The sequence below is a fragment of the Brachybacterium sp. YJGR34 genome (assembly GCF_003347015.1).
Classification (GTDB): domain Bacteria; phylum Actinomycetota; class Actinomycetes; order Actinomycetales; family Dermabacteraceae; genus Brachybacterium.
Genome location: NZ_PNFB01000017.1, coordinates 48,552 through 69,048 on the forward strand (window position 1 = coordinate 48,552; position 20,497 = coordinate 69,048).

General features: G+C 71.4%; 17 protein-coding genes. 11 read left to right on the forward strand and 6 right to left on the reverse strand.

Going from position 1 to position 20,497, the window contains the following annotated elements:
- Window positions 1-8 precede the first annotated feature (8 nt).
- The 5 genes from CXH06_RS13710 to CXH06_RS13735 all read left to right on the forward strand — a co-directional run bounded on the left by CXH06_RS13710 (window position 9) and on the right by CXH06_RS13735 (window position 5,489).
- The gene (locus CXH06_RS13710; protein WP_114855760.1) at window positions 9-962 is read left to right on the forward strand and encodes a carbohydrate ABC transporter permease; all 954 of its coding nucleotides are present in this window, start codon (window positions 9-11) and stop codon (window positions 960-962) included.
- 1 nt (window position 963) lies between these two features.
- Window positions 964-1,866 (forward strand): carbohydrate ABC transporter permease, encoded by a 903-nt coding sequence (locus tag CXH06_RS13715; RefSeq protein ID WP_114855761.1) that lies wholly within the window; start codon window positions 964-966, stop codon window positions 1,864-1,866.
- Window positions 1,867-2,147: 281 nt separating this feature from the next.
- A complete protein-coding gene (locus CXH06_RS13720; RefSeq protein ID WP_114855762.1) occupies window positions 2,148-3,533 on the forward strand; it encodes an extracellular solute-binding protein in 1,386 nt (461 codons plus the stop codon).
- A 97-nt stretch (window positions 3,534-3,630) separates the two neighbouring features.
- Complete coding sequence (locus CXH06_RS13730; RefSeq protein WP_114855763.1) at window positions 3,631-4,569, forward strand: carbohydrate ABC transporter permease; 939 nt, start codon at window positions 3,631-3,633, stop codon at window positions 4,567-4,569.
- Window positions 4,566-5,489 carry a carbohydrate ABC transporter permease gene (locus CXH06_RS13735; protein WP_114855764.1) on the forward strand — a complete coding sequence of 308 codons (924 nt, stop codon included), beginning with the start codon at window positions 4,566-4,568 and terminating at the stop codon, window positions 5,487-5,489. Before CXH06_RS13730 ends, CXH06_RS13735 begins: the two co-directional genes overlap by 4 nt.
- A 730-nt stretch (window positions 5,490-6,219) precedes the next feature.
- Here the strand turns inward: CXH06_RS13735 and CXH06_RS13740 are convergent.
- From CXH06_RS13740 to CXH06_RS13760, 5 genes are all read right to left on the reverse strand, one after another.
- Window positions 6,220-7,731: a glycoside hydrolase family 43 protein gene (locus CXH06_RS13740; protein WP_114855765.1), complete on the reverse strand. Its 1,512-nt coding sequence runs from the start codon at window positions 7,729-7,731 to the stop codon at window positions 6,220-6,222.
- 155 nt (window positions 7,732-7,886) lie between these two features.
- Entirely contained in the window at window positions 7,887-8,420 is a 534-nt protein-coding gene (locus tag CXH06_RS13745; RefSeq protein WP_114855766.1) for a dihydrofolate reductase, read from the reverse strand.
- Window positions 8,420-9,223 carry a thymidylate synthase gene (locus CXH06_RS13750; RefSeq protein ID WP_114855767.1) on the reverse strand — a complete coding sequence of 268 codons (804 nt, stop codon included), beginning with the start codon at window positions 9,221-9,223 and terminating at the stop codon, window positions 8,420-8,422. The genes CXH06_RS13745 and CXH06_RS13750 overlap by 1 nt, the downstream gene beginning before the upstream one ends.
- Complete coding sequence (locus tag CXH06_RS13755) at window positions 9,220-10,299, reverse strand: LacI family DNA-binding transcriptional regulator (protein WP_114855768.1); 1,080 nt, start codon at window positions 10,297-10,299, stop codon at window positions 9,220-9,222. Before CXH06_RS13755 ends, CXH06_RS13750 begins: the two co-directional genes overlap by 4 nt.
- 45 nt (window positions 10,300-10,344) lie before the next feature.
- The gene (locus CXH06_RS13760; protein WP_114855769.1) at window positions 10,345-11,418 is read right to left on the reverse strand and encodes a LacI family DNA-binding transcriptional regulator; all 1,074 of its coding nucleotides are present in this window, start codon (window positions 11,416-11,418) and stop codon (window positions 10,345-10,347) included.
- A 282-nt stretch (window positions 11,419-11,700) separates the two neighbouring features.
- Here CXH06_RS13760 and CXH06_RS13765 point away from each other — a divergent pair, with 282 nt between their 5' ends.
- Together CXH06_RS13765 and CXH06_RS13770 are read left to right on the forward strand one after the other, a co-directional pair.
- Window positions 11,701-13,221 (forward strand): alpha-N-arabinofuranosidase, encoded by a 1,521-nt coding sequence (locus CXH06_RS13765; protein ID WP_114855770.1) that lies wholly within the window; start codon window positions 11,701-11,703, stop codon window positions 13,219-13,221.
- Window positions 13,222-13,311: 90 nt separating this feature from the next.
- Window positions 13,312-14,910: an alpha-N-arabinofuranosidase gene (locus CXH06_RS13770; RefSeq protein ID WP_114855771.1), complete on the forward strand. Its 1,599-nt coding sequence runs from the start codon at window positions 13,312-13,314 to the stop codon at window positions 14,908-14,910.
- A 217-nt stretch (window positions 14,911-15,127) separates the two neighbouring features.
- Here CXH06_RS13770 and CXH06_RS13775 read toward each other — a convergent pair whose 3' ends face one another.
- Window positions 15,128-16,585, reverse strand: a complete 1,458-nt coding sequence (locus CXH06_RS13775) for an MFS transporter (RefSeq protein ID WP_198684076.1) — start codon at window positions 16,583-16,585, stop codon at window positions 15,128-15,130.
- Window positions 16,586-16,767: 182 nt separating this feature from the next.
- Here CXH06_RS13775 and CXH06_RS13780 point away from each other — a divergent pair, with 182 nt between their 5' ends.
- The 4 genes from CXH06_RS13780 to CXH06_RS13795 all read left to right on the forward strand — a co-directional run bounded on the left by CXH06_RS13780 (window position 16,768) and on the right by CXH06_RS13795 (window position 20,400).
- A complete protein-coding gene (locus CXH06_RS13780) occupies window positions 16,768-17,235 on the forward strand; it encodes a MarR family winged helix-turn-helix transcriptional regulator (RefSeq protein ID WP_198684077.1) in 468 nt (155 codons plus the stop codon).
- A gap of 160 nt (window positions 17,236-17,395) precedes the next feature.
- Window positions 17,396-18,577 carry a sensor histidine kinase gene (locus tag CXH06_RS13785; RefSeq protein WP_198684078.1) on the forward strand — a complete coding sequence of 394 codons (1,182 nt, stop codon included), beginning with the start codon at window positions 17,396-17,398 and terminating at the stop codon, window positions 18,575-18,577.
- The gene (locus CXH06_RS13790) at window positions 18,574-19,233 is read left to right on the forward strand and encodes a response regulator transcription factor (protein ID WP_114855775.1); all 660 of its coding nucleotides are present in this window, start codon (window positions 18,574-18,576) and stop codon (window positions 19,231-19,233) included. The genes CXH06_RS13785 and CXH06_RS13790 overlap by 4 nt, the downstream gene beginning before the upstream one ends.
- A gap of 153 nt (window positions 19,234-19,386) precedes the next feature.
- The gene (locus tag CXH06_RS13795) at window positions 19,387-20,400 is read left to right on the forward strand and encodes an SDR family NAD(P)-dependent oxidoreductase (RefSeq protein WP_114855776.1); all 1,014 of its coding nucleotides are present in this window, start codon (window positions 19,387-19,389) and stop codon (window positions 20,398-20,400) included.
- Window positions 20,401-20,497 lie beyond the last annotated feature (97 nt).

Consider the following 20,497-nt stretch of genomic DNA (forward strand, 5'->3'; position numbering starts at 1 on the left):
GGTCCACCATGACGACGACGTCTCGTGTCGATCCCCGCGCCGCGGCCGCGACCACCGGAGTCCGCCGCCGAGGTCGCACCGGTCGCACCACGCCCGCGGCGTGGCTCTTCATCGCGCCGTTCGCGCTCTTCTACGTGGCCTTCATGATCGGCCCCACCCTGTGGATGTTCATCGCGAGCTTCTTCAACACCTCGACGGTGCACGCAGGGCTCGGCTCCTTCGCCGGCCTCGACAACTACCTCGAGATGTTCAGCCGGGACGACTTCTGGTCCGCTCTCTGGCACACGCTCCAGTTCACGCTGTACACGGTCCCGCCGCTGGTGCTCCTCGCCTTCGTCTTCGCGGTGCTCACCAACCGTGCCGCTCGCGGGCAGTGGTTCTTCCGGCTGGCGTTCTTCCTCCCCTTCATCCTCCCGTCGGCGACGATCTCCCTGATCTGGGTCTTCATCTTCACCCCGGCGAACGGCCTGTGGTCCCTGCCCGCGCAGCTGCTGGGCCTGCCGGCGGGGGCGGGGATGCTCGCCGACCCGGGCACCGCGATGATCGGCATCGCGATCGCCACCATCTGGTGGACGATCGGCTTCAACTTCGTGCTCTACCTGGCGGGCCTGCAGGACATCCCCCGCGAGCTCTACGAGGCGGCGGCCGTCGACGGTGCCACGCCCTGGCAGCAGATCCGCTCGATCACGATCCCCCTGCTGCGCCGCACCACGGCGCTGGTGATCCTGCTGCAGATCATCGCCAGCCTGAAGATCTTCGACCAGGTCTACCTGATGACCGGCGGCGGACCGGGGATCTCCACCCAGGTGGTCCTCGGCCTGATCACCGACACCGCCTTCACGGACAACCGGATCGGCGCCGCCTCGGCGGCCTCGGTGCTCCTGTTCCTCATCGTCCTCGTGATCGCTGTCGTCCAGCAGATCGTCGAGCGAGCCGGCATCGCACGAGAGAGGGCCTCCTGACATGACTGCCACCGACACTCGCCGTCGCCGCCGTTCGGGCGTCTCCGCCGCGGCGCCCGCCCGCGCGGTCCACGCCGGAGGCGGAGGGCGCGGATTCACGATCGCCTCCACGACGGTCCTGGTCGTCTTCGCGATCATCTGGCTGATCCCCAGCCTGTTCGCGGTCAAGACATCGCTGTCGCCCAACGGGGTCGCCGCGCTGGGCGCGCAGGAGATCCTCACGAACTGGAGCCCGACCCTCGAGTCGTACACGAGTCTGCTGCGCCAGGGCGACATCTGGAACTGGTACCTCTCGAGCGCGCTGACGTCGGTCATCACGGCGGTGCTGACGCTGCTGTTCGCCTCGATGGCGGCCTTCGCGCTGTCCCGACTCCGGTTCGCGGGGCGCGCGGCGGTCTATCTGCTGATCATCGCCGGGCTGATGATCCCGAGCCAGGTGCTCATCGTCCCGATCTTCGAGGAGCTGCGACTGCTGCAGCTGCTGAACACCTACTGGGCCGTGATCCTGCCCCAGGTGCCGTCCGTCATCGCGGTGTTCATCTTCAAGCAGTTCTTCGACGGGATCCCCCGCGAGATCGAGGAGGCCGCCCGAGTGGACGGCGCCGGACTCTGGCGCACCTACTGGTCCGTCGTGATGCCGCTGTCACGGCCGGTGACGGCGGCCGTGGCGATCCTGACCTTCGTGTGGACCTGGAACAACCTGCTGCTGCCGCTGTTCGTGCTGTCCAACCCGAACCTGATGACGATCCCCGTCGGCCTGGCCACCGTGCAGGGCACCTTCGGCCTCCGCTATGCGGACATCCAGGCCGGCGCGATCCTCGCGGCGCTGCCGCTGGTGGTCCTCTACATGTTCTTCCAGCGCCAGATCGTCGAGGGGGTGACCGGCTCCGGCCTGAAGGGCTGAGCGACCTCCGAGCACGCCCCGCGGCCCGATGGCGGTGCCGCGGGGCGTCTCCGTGCGCGGACGGCCCGGCGGGGCCCTGGCCGAGCCGGGAACTGCGACGGCCGCCGTCGACGCCGAGCGTTACGACCTCGTGACCGTACCTGCCGGGCTCATCGGTGCGCGGCGTTGACGCCTGCTTTGCAACGATGTAAATTCACGGCACGTACACGAGTCCTTCGGGCTGACGACCGTCGGCGGCATCCGCCGCGGCGACCACGCCCCACCACGAAGAGGTGGACAGAATGAAGCACGGTTCCTCCCGCGCCGGGACCTCGGGGTCTCGGCTGCTCTCCTCGGGCGCACGCCCCGGTCGCGGCGGACCCGCCGTCGACCGACGCTCACTGCTCAAGGGAGCAGGAGCCCTGGGGGCCCTCGGCGGTCTGGGAGCGCTGTCCGGCTGCGCCGGGGCCAACGCCCGCGCCTCCGACGACATCGCCTTCTGGCATCTGCTCTCCGGCCCCGACGGCGTGACCATGGGCGAGATGCTCGACGGCTACATGGCCACCGACGGGGCGGCCGACGTCACCCAGACGGTGCTGGCCTGGGGCGCCCCCTACTACACGAAGCTCGCCATGGCCTCCGCCGGCGGGCGCGCCCCGGACCTCGCCGTCATGCACGTGGCGCGCGTCCCCGGGTACGCGCCGGGCGGTCTGCTGGACCCCTGGGACCTCGACCTGCTGGGCGAGTTCGGGATCCGCCAGGAGGACTTCCCGGAGCTGATCTGGGACAAGATGGTCGTCGACGGGCAGCTCACCGCGATCTCGCTCGACTCCCACCCCTTCGTCATGTACTACAACACCGAGATCGCCGAGGCGGCCGGGGTGCTGGGCAGCGATGGCCTGCTCCTGCCCACCGACAACACCGAGGACTTCCGCTCCCTGCTCCTCGAGCTCGGCGGGCAGGCACCCTCCGGGCACGGGCTGTCCTGGGGCTACCTCGGGGACGGCTCCAACCAGTGGCGCATGTTCTCCACCTATTACACGCAGCTGGGCGGCACGATCGAGCTGCCCGTCGGCGGCCAGATGCAGTACCAGGAGGAGCTCGCGATCGAGGCGATCGAGTGGATCCTCTCGCTCATCGACGGCGAGGTGGGCAACACCAGCCACGACGCCGGCACCGCGATCTCCGAGTTCGCCACCGGCGGCGCCGGCGCCTTCTACGGCGGCGTCTGGGAGAGCGGGAGCTTCCGGAACGAGGGCGTGCCCTTCGACATGACGATGATCCCCGGGGTGCTCGGCCCGCCCGCGGCCTACGCGGACTCCCACTCCTTCGTGCTGCCCCACCAGTCCAACCCGGACCCCGAGCGGCGGCGCAACGTCCACGCGATCGTGGCCTACCTGCTGCAGAACTCGATCGACTGGGCCGCGGCCGGGCACATCCCCGCCTACTCCCCGGTCATCGAGGACCCCGCCTACGACGACCTGATCCCGCAGTCCCACTACGCCGACGCGGTGGACCACCTGGTCTACGATCCGCCGGCCTGGTTCACCGGGTCCGGCAGTGACTTCCACACCTACTTCGGCAACGACATGCAGAACGTCTGGGCCCGGCGCGCCGAGCCGCTGGACGGCTGGAACGCCTTCGTCGCCCGAGTGAACGCCCTGCTCGAGAAGCCGGAGCCGATGTGATCACCATGCCTGCCTCCCCCCGCGCCGCGGCCGCCTCGGCCCCCGCGACGCCCGTCCTGACCGTGATCCCCCGTCCGTCCGTCGAAGGAGACGACCGATGACCACCGCCGCCCCGCCCCGGGCCTCCGGCGCGGCCGACCACCTCGCCGCCGGCCGCACCCGCAGGCGCCGCATCGACAACCTGCGCGGGTGGATCTACTGCGCCCCGTTCCTCCTCGCCTTCGGGCTCTTCCTCATCTGGCCCACGCTCTACGGCCTGTGGATGAGCTTCACCGGCACCAGCCTCGCCGGCACCAACACCCAATTCGTGGGTCTGGACAACTACGTCGAGGCGTTCGGGGACCCCGACGTCTGGAGCTCCCTGGGCAACACCGTGTGGTTCACGGTCCTGTCCACGATCCCGCTGGTGCTGGTCGCGCTGGTGCTCGCGGTGCTCGTGAACATCGGCCTGCCCGGGCAGTGGCTCTGGCGCCTGTCCTTCTTCCTGCCCTTCCTGCTGGCCTCGACCGTGGTCTCCCAGTTCTGGGTCTGGATGTACAACCCCCAGCTGGGCCTGGTCAACACCTTCCTGGGATGGTTCGGGATCACCGGGCCGGCCTGGTTGCAGAACCCCAACACCGCCATGATCGCCGTGGTCGTCACCACCGTGTGGTGGACCATCGGCTTCAACTTCCTGCTCTACCTGGCGGCCCTGCAGAACATCCCCGACCACCTCTACGAGGCGGCCTCCCTGGACGGCGCCGGCTCCTGGCGGAGGTTCATCTCCATCACGGTGCCGCAGCTCGCGCCCACCACCGTTCTGGTGCTCGTGCTGCAGATGCTGGCCTCGCTGAAGGTCTTCGACCAGTTCTTCCAGATGACCGGCGGCGGACCGGGCGGCTCGACCCGTCCGATCCTGCTGTACATCTACGAGGTCGGCTTCACCGGATACCGCCTGGGCTACGCCTCGGCGATCTCCTACATCTTCTTCTTCATGATCATCATCGTCTCCATCGCGTACATGGTGATCTCGTCCCGACGGAGCGTGAAGGCATGACCGCTGCGAACACCACCACTCCTGCCCTCGATGTCCCGGAGGTCGTCCCCGGCGCTCCGACCGCGAGCCCGGTCCTGGGGAAGAGGCGGCGTCGGCGTCCGACGCCGGCCCGGATCGTCGCCTTCGTGATCCTCGCCGTGCTGGCCTTCGCCTGGCTCGTGCCGGTGCTCTGGGCCGCGCTGACCTCCCTCAAGACGGAGGCCGAGGCCGCCGCGATGCCGGTCTCGATCATCCCCGCCAGCGGCTTCACCCTCGAGGCCTACATCAACGTCCTCAGCGAGGGCCTGGTGCCGCGCTGGGCGTGGAACAGCTTCCTCACCTCCGCGCTCGTCACGCTCATCACCCTGACGATCTCGGCGCTGGCCGGCTATGCCCTCTCGCGGCTGCGGTTCGCGGGTCGGCAGATGATCATCGCGCTGACCGTCGCCTCGATCATGATCCCGGCACAGATCCTCATCGTGCCGCTGTTCCAGCTCATGCTCACGCTGAACCTGGTGGACACCTACTGGGGCATCATCCTGCCGCAGGTGGTCGCCGCCCCGATGGTGTTCATCCTCAAGAAGTTCTTCGACCAGATCCCCTACGAGCTCGAGGAAGCCGCCCTGATGGACGGCTCGAGCCGCCTGCGGATCTTCTGGAGCATCATCCTGCCGCTCTCGCGGCCGATCCTCGGTGCCGTCGCGATCTTCGTGTTCATCGGCGCCTGGAACAACTTCCTGTGGCCCTTCATCGTCATCAACGACTCGAACCTGATGACGCTGCCGACGGGTCTGCAGACCGTGATCAGCGCCTACGGCATCCAGTACGCGCAGAGCATGGCCCAGGCCATGCTCGCGGCGCTGCCGCTGATCGTGGTGTTCATGTTCTTCCAGCGCCAGATCATCAAGGGCATCTCCACCACCGGCATCGCCGGCACCTGAGCCGGGCATCGCCGGCTCCCGAACCCGGCGGACCGGCTGCCGGTGCCGCAGCCGCTCCGTCACCCGACCTGCCCGCCCGCCGCGCGACCACGCGCGGTGGGTGGGCAGTTCCATGTCCGGGCGCAGGAGGCGACGGCGCGCGCGGGCTTGGGTGCGGGCCCGGGAGAGGCGCGGGGCGGCTGCGGCGGGCCCGGGCGAAGCGACGCGCGGGGCGGCTGCGGGTGCAGGCGTCCGGGCACTGTGGGTGCGGGTGACCGGGTGACCGGGTGCGCGGGCGGCCGGGCGCTGCGGGTGGGGGTGGCCGGATGCGCGGGCGGCCGGGGCTACGGGGGGCAGGCGCCCGGATGCGGGGACCGGGGCGCCGTCGGCGAGCGTGGAGGTCCGAGCGTGGGCGTGGGGGCCTGCCGTCCCCGGCGTCCCCTGACGATCACCGTCGGAATACGGACAGGCAGGCCCATATACGCCCTGCCTGTCCGTATTCCGACGGTGATCGTCATCGACGCACTGGGCCCGCCTGGTTCTGTTCGGCCCGGCCCGTCACCTCCAGGGCCCTCCCGGCTCCGGCCCCGTCCGCCGCACCCTCCCGGCCCGGCGCGATCCCGGGAGGTGCATCGCGGCGTCCCCCCGGGCAGGGAGTATGACGCGGCCCCCTCGTCCCGCCCGGTGAGGGGCGGATCGAGGGGGCCGCGGCGAGGTGCAGTGGGACCGCTGGAGTCCTGCGCGGCGGTGGTCAGCCCGCCTTCGAGCCCCACAGCGCGCGGCCGTCGGCGCCGACCACGGAGAACGTCGGGGTCCAGGCGCTGGCGACCTCGTCCCAGCCCGGGGTGAAGACGCCGTCGAAGCGCTGCCCGTCGATGATCAGCACGGCGCGGTGCTCCGCCTCGATCCGCCAGGTGCCGGAGACGGCGCCGGTGATCCGGCCGGTCTTGGTCAGGGTGATGGCGCGGGAGTCGACGATGTCCGCACTGATGGCGCGGCCGTGGTCGATGAACCGCCAGGTGCCGGTCACGTCCTGTCGTGTCAGGCGCGTGCCCTCGGCGCCGGCCGGGGCCTCGCCCGCGTAGCGGTGCGGGGAGACGACGGGCCAGCCGTCGCGCGTGTAGGAGATGCGGTGCACGCGCACCTGGTGGAGCTCGCCCGAGCGCGGGAAGCGGGAGTGGAACAGGAGGAAGACGCTCTCGTGCTGCGGGTCGGAGTCCGGGTCGGCCCAGGCGGAGACGTGGCCGGGGGAGACGTAGCCCGGTCCGCGCACGGCGTCCTCGCCCGCGCCGGTGACGAACTCGTGGTTGCCCATGAGCTTGAGGCCGAAGGGCTCGATGGAGGCGTCGTCGAAGAGCGGCAGCGAGGGGTCGGCCGCGCAGTCGCGCAGGTCCTGGCCCATCGGGTCGAGGTAGGGGCCCTCCACGGCACGGGAGCGGCCCACGCGGATGTTGTAGCCGCCGTCGGCATCCAGGCCGCCGAAGGTCAGCAGCAGGTAGTAGTAGCCGGTCTGCGCCGAGTAGAGCATGTACGGCGCCTCGATGCGGGCGTGGTTGCCGCCGATGAGGTGGGTGCCGTAGCCCTGGCCGGGCAGGGGGCGGCCGCTGACCGGGTCCACCTCCAGCAGGAAGATGCCGCCGGAGTAGGAGCCGTAGAGCAGCTGGTGGCGTCCCTCCGCGTCGACGAACTCATGGGGGTCGATGGCGTTGGGGTGGATCGTCGCATCGTAGATCGTGCCGTCCTCGCTGATCTCGTCCCACATGCCCGAGCGCAGGAAGATGCCCTCGTCGACGTAGGGGCCCTCGATGCTGTCCGCGATGGCGGAGCCCATCGCCGAGCGCGGCGAGGAGCCCTCGCAGGCGCAGTAGTACATGCGGAAGCGGCCGTCGACGGTGTCGGTGACGTCCGCCGCCCAGAGCGTGTCCGAACCCGCCCATTCGAAGGCCTCGGCGAGCTCGAGGGTGACGTCCTCGAACAGCGGGTTCTCCGGGGTGACCAGGTCCGCCACGCCCTCCCAGTGCAGGAGGTCCGGGGTCTTCGCGGCGGCCAGGTGGGAGCCGAAGACATAGAACTGGCCATCGGCGCGGATCACCGAGGGGTCGTGGACGGAGACCTCGGTGAAGCTCGGGTCCGGCAGGTCCGGGCCGGAGTTGTCCTCGATGGGGTCGGCCTGCGCGGCGGAGGAGAGGAGGGCGGAGCCTCCGGTGGCGGCGGAGACCACGAGGGAGGTGGCCAGGAGGCGACGGCGGGAGAGCGGATTCATGCGGGGACTCCTTCGTCCGGGAAAGGTCTGCATCGATCTGCGCAGCACGTTACATCGTTGAAAACGCAGAGTGCAAGGAATCTCTTCAACGTTGAGAAGGTGTGTCGTGGGCGGTCCCGGGGGCGACGGATGTCGGCGGCGCCGCCCCGGGAGCTCTATCCGGCGCGGTAGGTCAGGATCCGGTAACGCAGGCCGGAGGCGCCCTCGTGCCAGCCCTGCGGCGGATCGATCGCGGCGACCTCGAAGCGCGCGGGGAGGTCCGGGGCGCGCGTGTCGCCCTCGACGTCGAGATCGATCTCGGTGACGACCAGCAGGTCCGCGCGGTCGATGGCCTCGCGGTAGACCGCTCCGCCGCCGATCACCCACACCCGCTCGCCGGGGCCGGCGGCGGCCTCCGCCAGTGCCAGCGCCTCCTCGAGCGACACGGCGCGCTGAGCGCCCTCGAGCGCGGCGTCCTCGCGCCGGGTGATGACGATGTTGGTGCGCCCCGGCAGCGGACGGAACCGGGCCGGGAAGGACTCCCAGGTGCGTCGCCCCATCACGACCGGCGCGCCCGTGGTGGTGCGGCGGAAATGGGCGAGGTCCTCCGGGAGGCGCCAGGGCATGGTGCCTCCTGCGCCGATGACCCCGTCGTGGGCCTGTGCCCAGATCAGCCCGATCGGCGGTGCATGGTGCGCCTCCGGAGCCATCAGACGGCGACGGGCGCCTTGATGCCCGGATGGTGCTCGTAGCCGACCACCTCGAAGTCCTCGAGCTCGTAGCCCAGGATCGTCTCCGGGCGGCGGGTGATCCGCAGCTCGGGGTACGGGAAGGGGTCGCGGGAGAGCTGCCGCGTGACCTGCTCGAGGTGGTTGTCGTAGATGTGGCAGTCCCCGCCGGTCCACACGAAGTCGCCCACGTCGAGGTCCGTCTGCTGGGCGACCATGTGGGTCAGCAGGGCGTAGCTGGCGATGTTGAAGGGCACGCCGAGGAAGAGGTCCGCGCTGCGCTGGTAGAGCTGGCAGGACAGCTTCCCGTCGTGCACCTCGAACTGGAACAGGGCGTGGCAGGGCGCGAGGGCCATCTCCGGGATGTCCGCGGGATTCCAGGCCGTCACGATCAGCCGGCGCGACTCGGGGGTGGTGCGGATCTGCTCGACGACCTGGCTGATCTGGTCGATGACGGCGCCGTCGGGGGAGGGCCAGGAGCGCCACTGCGCCCCGTAGACCGGGCCCAGCTCGCCGTCCTCGTCGGCCCACTCGTCCCAGATGCTCACGCCGCGCTCCTGCAGCCAGCGCACGTTGGTGTCGCCGCGCAGGAACCACAGCAGCTCGAGCGCGAGGGAGCGGAAGTGCACGCGCTTGGTCGTGATCAGCGGGAAGCCCGTGGAGAGGTCGAAGCGCAGCTGGCGGCCGAAGAGGCTGCGGGTGCCGGTGCCGGTGCGGTCGCCCTTGGCATGACCGTCCTCGAGAACCTCGCGCAGCAGGTCCTCGTACGGGGTGGGAATGCTCATCGGGCGGCTCCTGGAAGGTCGGCGGTGGTGCTCGCGCGCACCACCAGATCGTAGGGCGTCGCGACGGTCCGCGGCGGACCGTCGTAGCCGCCGATGCGCTCGGCGAGGAGGTCCAGCGCGGTGGCGGCCAGCACCTTCTTGTCGGGGGAGATCGTGGTCAGCGCGGGGATGGAGTACTCGGACTCGGGAGTGTCGTCGTAGCCGACCACGGCGACGTCCTCGGGGACGCGCCGGCCGTGGCGGTGCAGCTGGGTGAGGGCGCCGATGGCGACCTCGTCGTTGGCGCACACGATCCCGTCGACCTCCCCGAACCGCTCCAGCAGCTCGTTCATGCCCTCCACGCCGTCCTGCCGGTGCCAGTCGGCGACCTCCTGCACGGCGTGCGGCGAGGGCGCGACCCCGTGCTCTGCCAGGGCGCGCAGGAAGCCGTCGCGGCGCAGCATGCCGGAGCTGTGCGGCTGCACGCCGTGCGGGGTGAGGATCGCGCCGATGAACGCGAGCCGCCGCCGCCCCAGGGCGAGGAGGTGGCTGGTGGCGTCGAAGGCGGCGCCCTCGTTGTCGATCTTCACGTAGTCGCAGCCCGCGGGCAGGGTGTCCGGGAGGTGCTCGCCGATGAAGACGGTGGGCTGGCTGGTGCGCTCCATCTTCGCGAACTCCGCCTCCTCCAGGCGCAGCGGGTTGAAGATCACCCCGTCGCCGAGGACGCGTTTGAAGCCGCTGAGCACGTTGAGCTCCTCGTCGCGGCCGGGGGAGGTGGTGTGCAGGACGATCGTCCGCCCGCGCCCCTGCGCCTCGTCGATGAAGGCCTGCGAGAGGTTCGAGAAGTAGCTGAAGTCCAGGGAGGGCACGGCGAGGGTGATCAGCCCGCTGTTGCCGGTCCGCAGCTGCTGCGCCGCGACCTGGGGGCGGTAGCCGACCTGCAGGATCGCCTCGCGCACCCGCTCGCGGGTGGAGGCCTTCACGTGCGGGAACTCGTTGACGACGTTGGAGACGGTCTTGATCGAGACGCCGGCGAGCTCCGCGACGTCGCGGAGCGTCGGGGGACGGGGCGGACCCGATCGGGGGTGAGGGGGCATGCGGGACATCCTCCCATCCGGGGCGCGGCGGTGCGCCCGGCGCCCTCAGCCGGTGATCGTCGAGCTGGCGCGCACCACGAGCTCATGCGGTGCCGTGACCGTGCGCGGGGCGCCCTCGTAGCCGTCGATCCGCTCGATGAGCATGTCCAGGGCGATGCGGGCGAGGAAGCCCTTGTCCGGGCTGATCGAGGACAGCGCCGGGTGGGCGAACGGGGAGTCCGGGGAGTCGTCGTAGCCCACCACCGCCACCTCCTCGGGGACCTGTCGGCCGCCGTCGCGCAGTCCCGTGAGCACGCCGAGGGCGAGCTCGTCGTTGCCGCACACGATCCCGTCGACCTCCGGGTGCTCCTGCAGCAGGCGCTGCGCCGCGCCGAGGCCGTCGGTGCGGTGCCAGTTGGGGACCTCGGGCGCCGGGGCGGAGTCGGGATCGATGCCGTGGCGCGCGAGGGCCTCGCGGAATCCGCCGTAGCGCAGCGCCGCCGAGCTGTGGGGATGCAGCACGGGGCCGATGGGCAGGGCGCCGACGAAGGCCAGGCGTCGGCGGCCGGCCTCCAGCAGGTGGACTGTCGCGTCGGCCGTGGCGCGGACGTTGTCGATGCGCACGTAGTCCGCGTGGCGGGGGAGGTCGCCGTCCGGGACGTGCTCGCCGATCAGCATCGTGGGCTGGGGGAACTCCGCGAGCTCGGTGAAGCGCTCCTCCTCGACGAGCAGCGGGCTGTAGATCACCCCGTCGCCGAGCCGCCGCTTGAAGCCCTCGAACACCTCGAGCTCCTGCTCCCGCCCGCCGGAGGTGGTGTGCAGCAGCACCGTGCGGCCCCGCAGGCTCGCCTGGTCGACGAAGTGCTGGGCGATGTCGGAGAAGTAGCCGAAGGTCAGCGACGGGACCGCGAGGGTGACGATGTCGCTGGTGCCGGTGCGCAGCTGCTGGGCGGCCTGCTGGGGGCGGTAGCCGGTGGCCTCGATGGCCTCCTGGACCCGCCGCCGTGTCTCCGGGCGGACGTGGGGATAGTCGTGCACAACGTTGGAGACGGTCTTCATCGAGACGCCTGCGAGCTCGGCGACATCGCGCAGGCGGGGTGGTCGTCGGCGCGAGGGGGTCGCGGGGGTGGTGGCGGGCATGGCGGGATTCTCTCACCGGGGGCGCGTCGGCGGCGGCGGTCCGGAAGGGGGCGGGCTCGATCCCGGAGCTCGACGGGCACTCCCGCTTGACGGTGGGGGAGGAGCGTGATTGGGTTGAATACAACGTTGCAAGTTCTCGCGGCGTGAGCGTTCACGGCAGGGGAGTCCCCGCCGACGGGTGCTGCGATGTCATCGCAGGCCAGGGATCGTCGCTGAGGTCTCCGGCGCTCTCGCGAGCGCCTGCGGCGCGCCCTCCACCGATGCTGTTGAAAGGCCCTCTCGATGTCTCGCCCCGTCACCCTCACCCTGAACCCCGCGTTCCGCGTCGCCCCCGTGCGGCGGCGCACCTTCGGCGCCTTCGTCGAGCATCTCGGTCGCTGCGTCTACACCGGCATCCACGAGCCGGACCACCCCAGCGCCGACGAGCAGGGCTTCCGCACCGACGTCCTCGAGCTCACCCGCGAGCTCGGCGTGAGCTCCGTGCGCTATCCCGGCGGCAACTTCGTCTCCGGCTACCGCTGGGAGGACGGCGTGGGCCCGGTCGAGGACCGCCCCGTGCGCCACGACCTCGCCTGGCACTCCAGCGATCCCAACACCGTGGGCCTGGACGAGTTCATGGCCTGGGCGAAGAAGGCCGAGGTGGAGCCGATGTACGCGGTCAACCTCGGCACCCGCGGCGTGCAGGAGGCGCTCGACGTGCTCGAGTACGCCAACGCCCCGGCGGGCACCGCGCTCTCCGACCAGCGCGCCGCCAACGGCCACCCCGAGCCCTACAAGATCTCCATGTGGTGCCTGGGCAACGAGATGGACGGCCCCTGGCAGATCGGTCACAAGAACGCCGAGGAGTACGCGCGCGTCGCCACCGAGGCCGCGCGCGCCATGCGCATGGAGGACCCGGACCTCGAGCTCATCGCCTGCGGCTCCTCCTCCTCGCAGATGCCCACCTTCGGGGCCTGGGAGAACACCGTTCTCACCGAGGCCTACGAGTTCGTGGACATGATCTCCGCCCACGCCTACTACTCGGAGAAGGACGACGACCAGGCCTCCTTCCTCGCCTCCGCCGACGACATGGACTACTTCATCGACTCGGTGGTCGCGACGGCAGACCACGTGCGCGCCAAGCTCAAGAGCGACAAGCGCATCATGATCAGCTTCGACGAGTGGAACGTCTGGTACCAGCACCGCGCCGAGTCCCGACCGCCCAGCGGCGACGACTGGCCCGTCGCCCCGGTGCTGCTCGAGGACATCTACTCCGCGCAGGACGCCGTGGTCTTCGGCAACCTGCTGATCTCGCTGCTGCGCCACAGCGACCGGGTGGCCTCGGCCTCCCTCGCCCAGCTGGTCAACGTGATCGCCCCGATCATGACCGAGCCCGGCGGCCGTGCCTGGAAGCAGACCACCTTCCATCCCTTCGCGCTCACCTCCCGTCACGCGAAGGGCGAGGTCCTGCAGGTGAACGTCGAGGCCCCGAGCTTCGAGAATCCGCGCTTCGGCACCAGCTCCTCGGCCGACTCCGTCGCCACCTGGGACGAGGAGTCCGGCAGCCTCTCCGTGTTCGTCGTCAACCGCGATGCCGCCGGTGCGCTCGACCTGGGGGTGGACCTCTCCGCCTTCGGTGATCTCGAGCTGGTCGAGGCCCTCACCCTGCACCACGAGGACCCCTATGCCGCGAACTCGGCCGACGCCCCGGACACCGTCTCGCCCCGCGAGAACACCACGGTGTCCCTCGAGGACGGCCGCCTGAGCGGCGAGCTGCCGGCCATCTCCTGGTCGATCATCCGCCTGGCCCGCGCCGCGGCCTGAGCCACCGGGGCCGGAGCGGGCGCCTCCCGTGCGCCCGCTCCGGCCGCCGTGCACCCCGACCCTCCGCACCACCGTCCCCGAGGAGAACTCGTGACCGAACCCGCCCCCACCCTCACCAGCTCGCTGGCCTCCACGCTCCGCGCGAGCTCCTCCGGCGCCACCGGCTACCGCGCCGGCCGCACCGCGGGCCCCGCCCGTGTGGTCGTCGACCTCGACCTGCCCGGCGCCACCATCAACCGTCACGTCTACGGCCACTTCGCCGAGCACCTGGGCCGCTGCATCTACGGCGGCTTCTACGTGGGCGAGGACTCCGAGCAGCCCAACACCCGTGGCATCCGGGACGACGTCGTGGCCGCCCTGCGCGCCCTGAACATCCCCAACCTCCGCTGGCCCGGCGGCTGCTTCGCCGACGAGTACCACTGGAAGGACGGCATCGGCCCGCGCGAGCAGCGCCCGCGGATGGTCAACTCCCACTGGGGCGACGTGGTGGAGGACAACTCCTTCGGCACCCACGAGTTCATGGACCTGGTGGAGCTGCTGGGTACCGAGGCGTACGTCAACGGCAACGTCGGCTCCGGCTCGGTGCAGGAGATGAGCGAGTGGATCGAGTACCTCACCCGCGCCGACGACTCCCCGATGGCCTCGCTGCGCCGCGAGAACGGCCGTGACGAGCCGTGGAAGGTGCCCTTCTTCGGCATCGGCAACGAGACCTGGGGCTGCGGCGGCAACATGCTCGCCGAGGAGTACGCGGCCCTGGCCCGCCAGTACTCGACCTACGTGCGCGACCACGCGGACAACACGGTGACCCGGATCGCCGCCGGCGCGAACGTCGACGACTACGGCTGGACCGAGGCGCTCATGCGCGGCGCCGGGAAGCCGAACTTCTCCTACCAGGCGATCTCGCTGCACTACTACACGATGTCCGGTCCCTGGGAGGACAAGGGCAGCGCCACCGCGTTCACCGAGGACGAGTGGTACCTGACTCTCTCGCGCGCCGTCCGCGCCGAGGAGCTCGTCGCCCGCCACGCCACGGTGATGGACAAGTACGACCCCGAGAAGAAGGTCGGCCTGGTCTTCGACGAGTGGGGCACCTGGTGGAACGTGGAGCCCGGCACCAACCCCGGCTTCCTGTACCAGCAGAACACCGTGCGCGACGCGCTCGTGGCCTCGGTGCACTTCGACGGCTTCCACCGTCACGCGGACCGGCTGCTCATGGCGAACATCGCCCAGACGGTGAACGTGCTGCAGGCGATGATCCTCACGGATCCGGAGTCCGGGGCGCTCGTCCTCACCCCGACCTACCACGTGTTCGAGATGAACAAGGGGCACCAGGACGCCGCGGCGCTGGACGCCCACGTGCTGCTGCCCGAGGAGCCCCGCACCGTCGACGGCCGCGAGCTGCCGGCGATCTCCGCCTCGGCCTCGACCACGGGGGAGACCGCCCTGGTGTCCCTGTCCAACCTCGACGCCTCCGAGGCCCGCACCCTGGTGCTGGACCTGCGCGGCCGCGAGGTCACCGGCTACAGCGCCCGCGTGCTGACCGGCGAGTCCACCGGCGCGCACAACTCGCCGGAGCACCCGGAGGCCGTCGCCCCCGTGGAGCTCACCGCGATCCGCGAGCACGAGCGCGGCCTCGAGGTCGACCTGCCGGCGCACTCCTTCGCCACCGTGGAGCTGCAGCTGGGCTGATCGACGTACTGGCGAGGAACGAGCCGGTAGGAGATCAGTCGATCGAGCTGGGCTGATCGGAGCACCACCACATCGAGCCTGTCATCCGGGGCGTTGAGCTGACGCTGAACACCCTGGATGACAGGCTCGATCTCTGGGGCCTGGGGCCTGGGGCCTGGGGCCTGGGGCCTGGGGCCTGGGGCCTGGGGCCTGGGTCCGGTGGGCCGGCGGGGCGCCCTCAGGCCGCGGCCGGCTCCCGCACCTCCTCGGGGGCCGGCGGCGCGGCCGACGGCCGGGAGCGCGGGATCGCGAGGGCGACGGCGGCGGCGCCGAGCCCGGCGAGGCCGCCGAGGAGGAAGCAGGCCCGGAACGCCGTCTCGGTGGGCAGCGAGGTCCCGGCCATCGAGGTGGTGAAGGTCGTCAGCACGATCGCCATCACCGCGCCCGCGACCGTGGTGCCCATCGAGCGCATCAGCGCGTTCACGCCCACGCCGGCGCCGCCCTCCTGCGCCGGGGAGTTCTCCAGGATGAGGGTGGGCATGGCGGCGTAGGCGATGCCGACCCCGGAGGAGGTCACGACGGAGGCGAGCATGAGCTGCCAGGGCGCCTCGGTGAGGAAGAAGGCGACGCCGTACCCGCAGGCCAGCACGGTCATGCCCACGGCGAGGGTGATGCGGCCGCCCAGGCGCGTGAGCATCCGGCTCGAGACCGGGGTGAAGGCGAGCATCATGAGGCCACCCGGCGCCATCCAGAGTCCCGCCTGCAGCATGGTCTGGCCCAGCCCGTAGCCGGTCTCGGCGGGTGCCTGCAGCAGCTGCGGCACCACGATGGACTGCGCCATCATGCCGAACCCGGCCATGAGGGCGGCGATGTTGGTGAGCAGGATCGGGCGGCGCACCGTGGTCCGCAGGTCCACCAGCGGGTCGCGGCGCCCCATCTCGTAGCGGCCCCACAGGGCCAGCACGACGGCGCCGCCGAGGATCGCGGCCAGGGTGCCCGGGGCGGTCCAGCCCCAGTCGTTGCCCTTGGACACGCCGACCAGCACCGCGACGACGCCGACCGCGAGCCCCAGTGCGCCGAGCACGTCCATGCGCGCGGTTCCCACCGGCGGACGGTGCGGCAGCACCAGGAGCGTGAGGAGCAGCATGACCACCGCGAAGGCGGAGGCGAGCCAGAACAGGGCGTGCCAGTCGAACTCCTGCGCGGTCCAGGCGGCGATCGGCAGGCCGATCGCACCGCCCACGCCGAGCGTCGCGCTGATCCCGGCGACGGCGGAGTTGCGCATGTGCGCCGGGGTCAGCTCGCGCACGAAGCTGATGGCCACGGGGATGTAGCCCATGGCGAGGCCCTGCAGGGTGCGGCCGATGAGCACCGGCAGCAGCGAATCACCGAGCGCGCAGATCAGCGATCCCAGCAGCAGCAGGATCGCCGAGCCCACGAGGACGGGCTTGCGGCCCTTGAGGTCCGCCAGGCGTCCGGAGACGGGCATGGCCACACCGCCGGCGAGGAGCGTGGCGGTCACGACCCACGAGGCGTTCGCCGCGGAGGTGTCGAGCATGGTGGGCAGCGCGGGCTGGATCGGGATCACCAGGGACTGCATGAGGGCCGCGGACATGCTCGAGAAGCCGAGCACGAGGACGATTAGGAGCGGGTGGCGGACCGGGGAGGGGTCGGCGGCCGGGGGAGAGGAGTTCACGATGACCTTCCGGACGGAGTAACGAAGTATGTGTAACTTACATATGCTTGATGTGTAGACTACACATGTCGGGTCGTGCTGCCAAGGGCGTCGGACCGTGCGGGCGGCAGTCCGTGCGCTTCGCCACGATCGAGGCGCCCGCTCGGCCACGAGCGCCGCGTCGCACACACAGGAGAGGGCTGATGGACAGGAGAAGGGGCGCCGATCGGGCGCCGGAGCTGGCACAGGGCCGACGGATCGCCGGCATGTTCTCGCGGCTGGAGCGATCCCAGCGCCATCACGAGGCGACGATGACCCTCGGCGTCGCGGATCTGAGGATCCTGTGGCTGTTCACCGACGGTCGGGCCCGCACCCTGCGGGAGATCGCCGCGGAGCTCCATCTCGAGCAGTCCACGGTCAACCGTCAGGTCAACGCCGCCGTGGACGAGGGCCTGCTGGAGCGCTCCGGGGAGAAGCGCGGCGCAGCCCGCCTGGTCACGAGCACTCCGGCGGGGCGAGAGGCCTTCGAGCGTGACGTCGCGATCTCGCTGGGTGCCTACGAAGCGGCGCTCACGACGATGGGGGCGGACCGCGCGGCCCTCCTCCTCGAGCTGATGGAGGAGTTCCTCGCGGCCTACGGGGGCCTGCTGGACGGGGCCCCTGATCGCTGAGGCCCCGTCCGTCCCCCGCCCAGGGGTGAGGCCGAGGGGGCGGACTACCGCGATCGTGGTACCCCGGTCGAGCATCGAGGGGGATGACCTCTCGGCCCGGGCGCGGGAGACTGCGGCATGCATGTCACCGCCGAGGGGGTCCCAGGATGAGGAGCCGACGATGAGCGTCCGCGCGTCGACCGACGAGGGCCCGCACCTGACCTGGTTCCTGCGGGTGGACCTGTTCGACCGCGTCGTGCTCCTGCTGAGCATCTCCGCGCTGATCGTGCAGGGCGTGCTCGCGATCCTCGCGGACCGGGACCCGTGGACGCTGGCGGCGACCGTCGCGGCCGCGGCAGGGGTGGGCCTGGCGCGCCGCCGGCGCGCGCTCGGCCTGCTACTCGTCGTCCTCGCCGCGGTCGGGGCGGCGCTGCTGGCGACGGAGTACATCGCGCCGTGGACGGTCGTGGTGATGACCCTCCTCTCGGTGACCCTGCGGGGCACGCCGGCGGTGCCCGCCGCCGTGCTCGCGACCCTCCCGGTGTACGGCGCGATCGTGCTGCGGGAGGGGGAGGGCTTCGGATCCGGCATGGCGCTGACGGCCGTGAGCCTGTGCGTCGCCGCGGCGGCCACCGGCACCGCTCTGCGCGCCCAGGCCCGGTTCCTCGAGGCGATGCGTCAGCGGGCGCTGGACGCGGTCGCCACCCGCGACCTCGCCGTCGAGCGGGGGATCGCCCGGGAGCGGCTGCGGATCGCCCAGGACCTCCACGACGCCGTCGGCCACGAGATCGCCGTGGTCGGCATGCAGCTGGGCGCGGCGCAGGTGCAGGTCACCGACGACACCGGGGCCGCCCGCGCCTCGATGCAGGGCGCCAGGGAGGGCGTGCAGCGGGTGCTGCGGGAGACTCAGCAGATCCTCGACATCCTCCGCCACGGCGCCGGAGAGGACACCGGTGCCGTGGCCGATGTCCGCCATCTCGGCGACCTGGTCGAGACCCTGCGTGCGGCCTCGGTGCCGGTCGAGGCCGACCTTCCCGCCGACTTCCCGAACGCGCTGCCTCCGATCGCGCCCCAGGTCAGCGCCGCCGCCTACCGCATCGCGCAGGAGGCATTGACCAACGCCCGGCGTCACGGCTCAGGGCGCATCGCGCTGACCGTGCGGGTGGAGGGCGAGCACCTGGTCGTGCAGGTGACGAACGACCGCCGTGCCGACCAGCGCACCGCCGCGGAGGGCTCCGGTTACGGTCTGGTCGGCATGCAGGAGAGGGCGACCTCGGTGGGCGGTCGCCTCGAGATCGACGACGACCCGCGGCGCTTCGCCGTCACCGCTGTTCTCCACCTCGAGGGAAAGGGATCGCCGTGATCCGCGTGTACATCGTCGACGACCAGGACATGATCCGGACCGGGATCCGCACGATCCTCGCCGCGGCGGAGGGGATCGAGGTGGTCGGCGACGCCCCCGACGGCCTCGCGGCCCTCGCCGCGATCGAGGACGAGTCGCCGGACGTGGTCCTGCTGGACATCCGCATGCCCGGCATCGACGGGGTCGAGGTGACCCGCCGGCTGCGCGCCCGCGAGGACGCCGCGCGGCTCAAGATCATCATCCTCACCACCTTCGAGCTGGACCAGCACGTGATGGACGCCCTGCAGGCCGGTGCCGACGGGTTCCTCGGCAAGGGGGTGGGGCCGGAGGAGCTCGCCCAGGGGATCCGCGACGTGGTGGCCGGCGGCGGCGCGCTCTCGGCCGTGGCCGCGCGCGCGGTGATCGCGCAGGTCTCGACCGAGCGCGCACGTCCGGTCGACGCCGCGCTCGCCGCGCGCTTCGAGGCCCTCACCCCGCGGGAGCTCGACGTGGTGCGTGCCGTCTGCACCGGCCGCACCAATGCGGACATCGCCGCCGAGCTGCATCTGTCGCCGCACACGGTCAAGACACACGTCAACCGGGCGATGACGAAGGTCGAGGCCCGCGACCGCGCGCAGCTGGTCGCCCTCGCCTTCGGCGCCGGCATCGCCGACTGAGCGCCAGGACGGGGCGTCTACTGCGGGCGGATGACCCGGAACGATCCTCCGGGGCGATGCGTCCCGCCGGGGATGCCGGAAGGATGGCAGCACCGAGGTCGACAGGCCCTCCGCGGACCGCCGCCGTCGATCCTCTCAGCAGAAGGAGCCGTCATGACCGAACAGCCCCCCGCCCTCAGCGGCAACAGCACCCTCGCCACCTGGCTGCAGCACCCCGCCGGCGAACCCATCGTCCGCGGCATCGCGGAGCAGGCCGGCATGGACGAGCGCGCGCTCGCCGGACTGCGCAACCTGTCCCTGCGCCACCTCGTGGAGGCCTCGCCGAACGCCCCGGAGGGGCTCGTCGACCAGCTCGTCGCCCAGGCGAACGGAGGCCGCGTCCCCTCCGACGACGAGGCCACCGGTCTCGCCTGGGCCGAGCAGATCACGCCCGGCCGCTTCGCGGGCCGCACCGTCATCGTGACCGGCGCCGCCTCCGGCATCGGCCGGGCCGTCGCCTCCCGCACCGCCCGCGAGGGAGGCCGCGTGATCGCCGTGGACCTCGCCGCCGAGCGGCTCGAGGAGCTCCGCGAGGAGCTCGCGGGCCACGAGATCGTCCCCGTCACCGCGGACATCACCTCCGCGGAGGGCGCGGAGGCCGTCGTCGCGGCGGCCGGGGAGCGGATCGACGCCCTCGCCAACGTGGCCGGGGTGATGGACGACTTCGCCCCGCTGCACGAGGTGCAGGACCCGATGCTCGAGAAGGTCTTCGCCGTCAACGTCTTCGGGATCGTCCGCCTGACCCGCGCCGTGCTGCCGCGGATGATGGACGCCGGGCGCGGCGCGATCGTCAACGTCGCCTCGGAGGCCGCCCTGCGCGGCTCCTCCTCCGGGGCCGCCTACACCGCCTCGAAGCACGCCGTCGTGGGCCTCACGAAGTCCAACGCCTTCATGTACGAGCCCTACGGGATCCGGACCAACTCCGTCGCCCCCGGAGGCACCCTCACGGGCATGCGGCCGACGAACACCAGCGAGTACGGGCAGCAGCGGATGGACGCGCAGCGGGCCGACCTCCCGATCGCCGTGCCCCAGGCGCTGGCCGCCTCGATCACCTTCCTGCTCAGTGACGACAGCGTCAACGTCAACGGCGCGATCCTGCCCTGCGACGGCGGCGAGTCCGTCTACTGACGCCCGCGGGCGGGCGGCTCCCCGTCGCCCGCCCTCAGAACCACCCCACCACACCCGATCACCCCTGGGACCGAGGCGAGGCCTCGGCGCAGCGCGC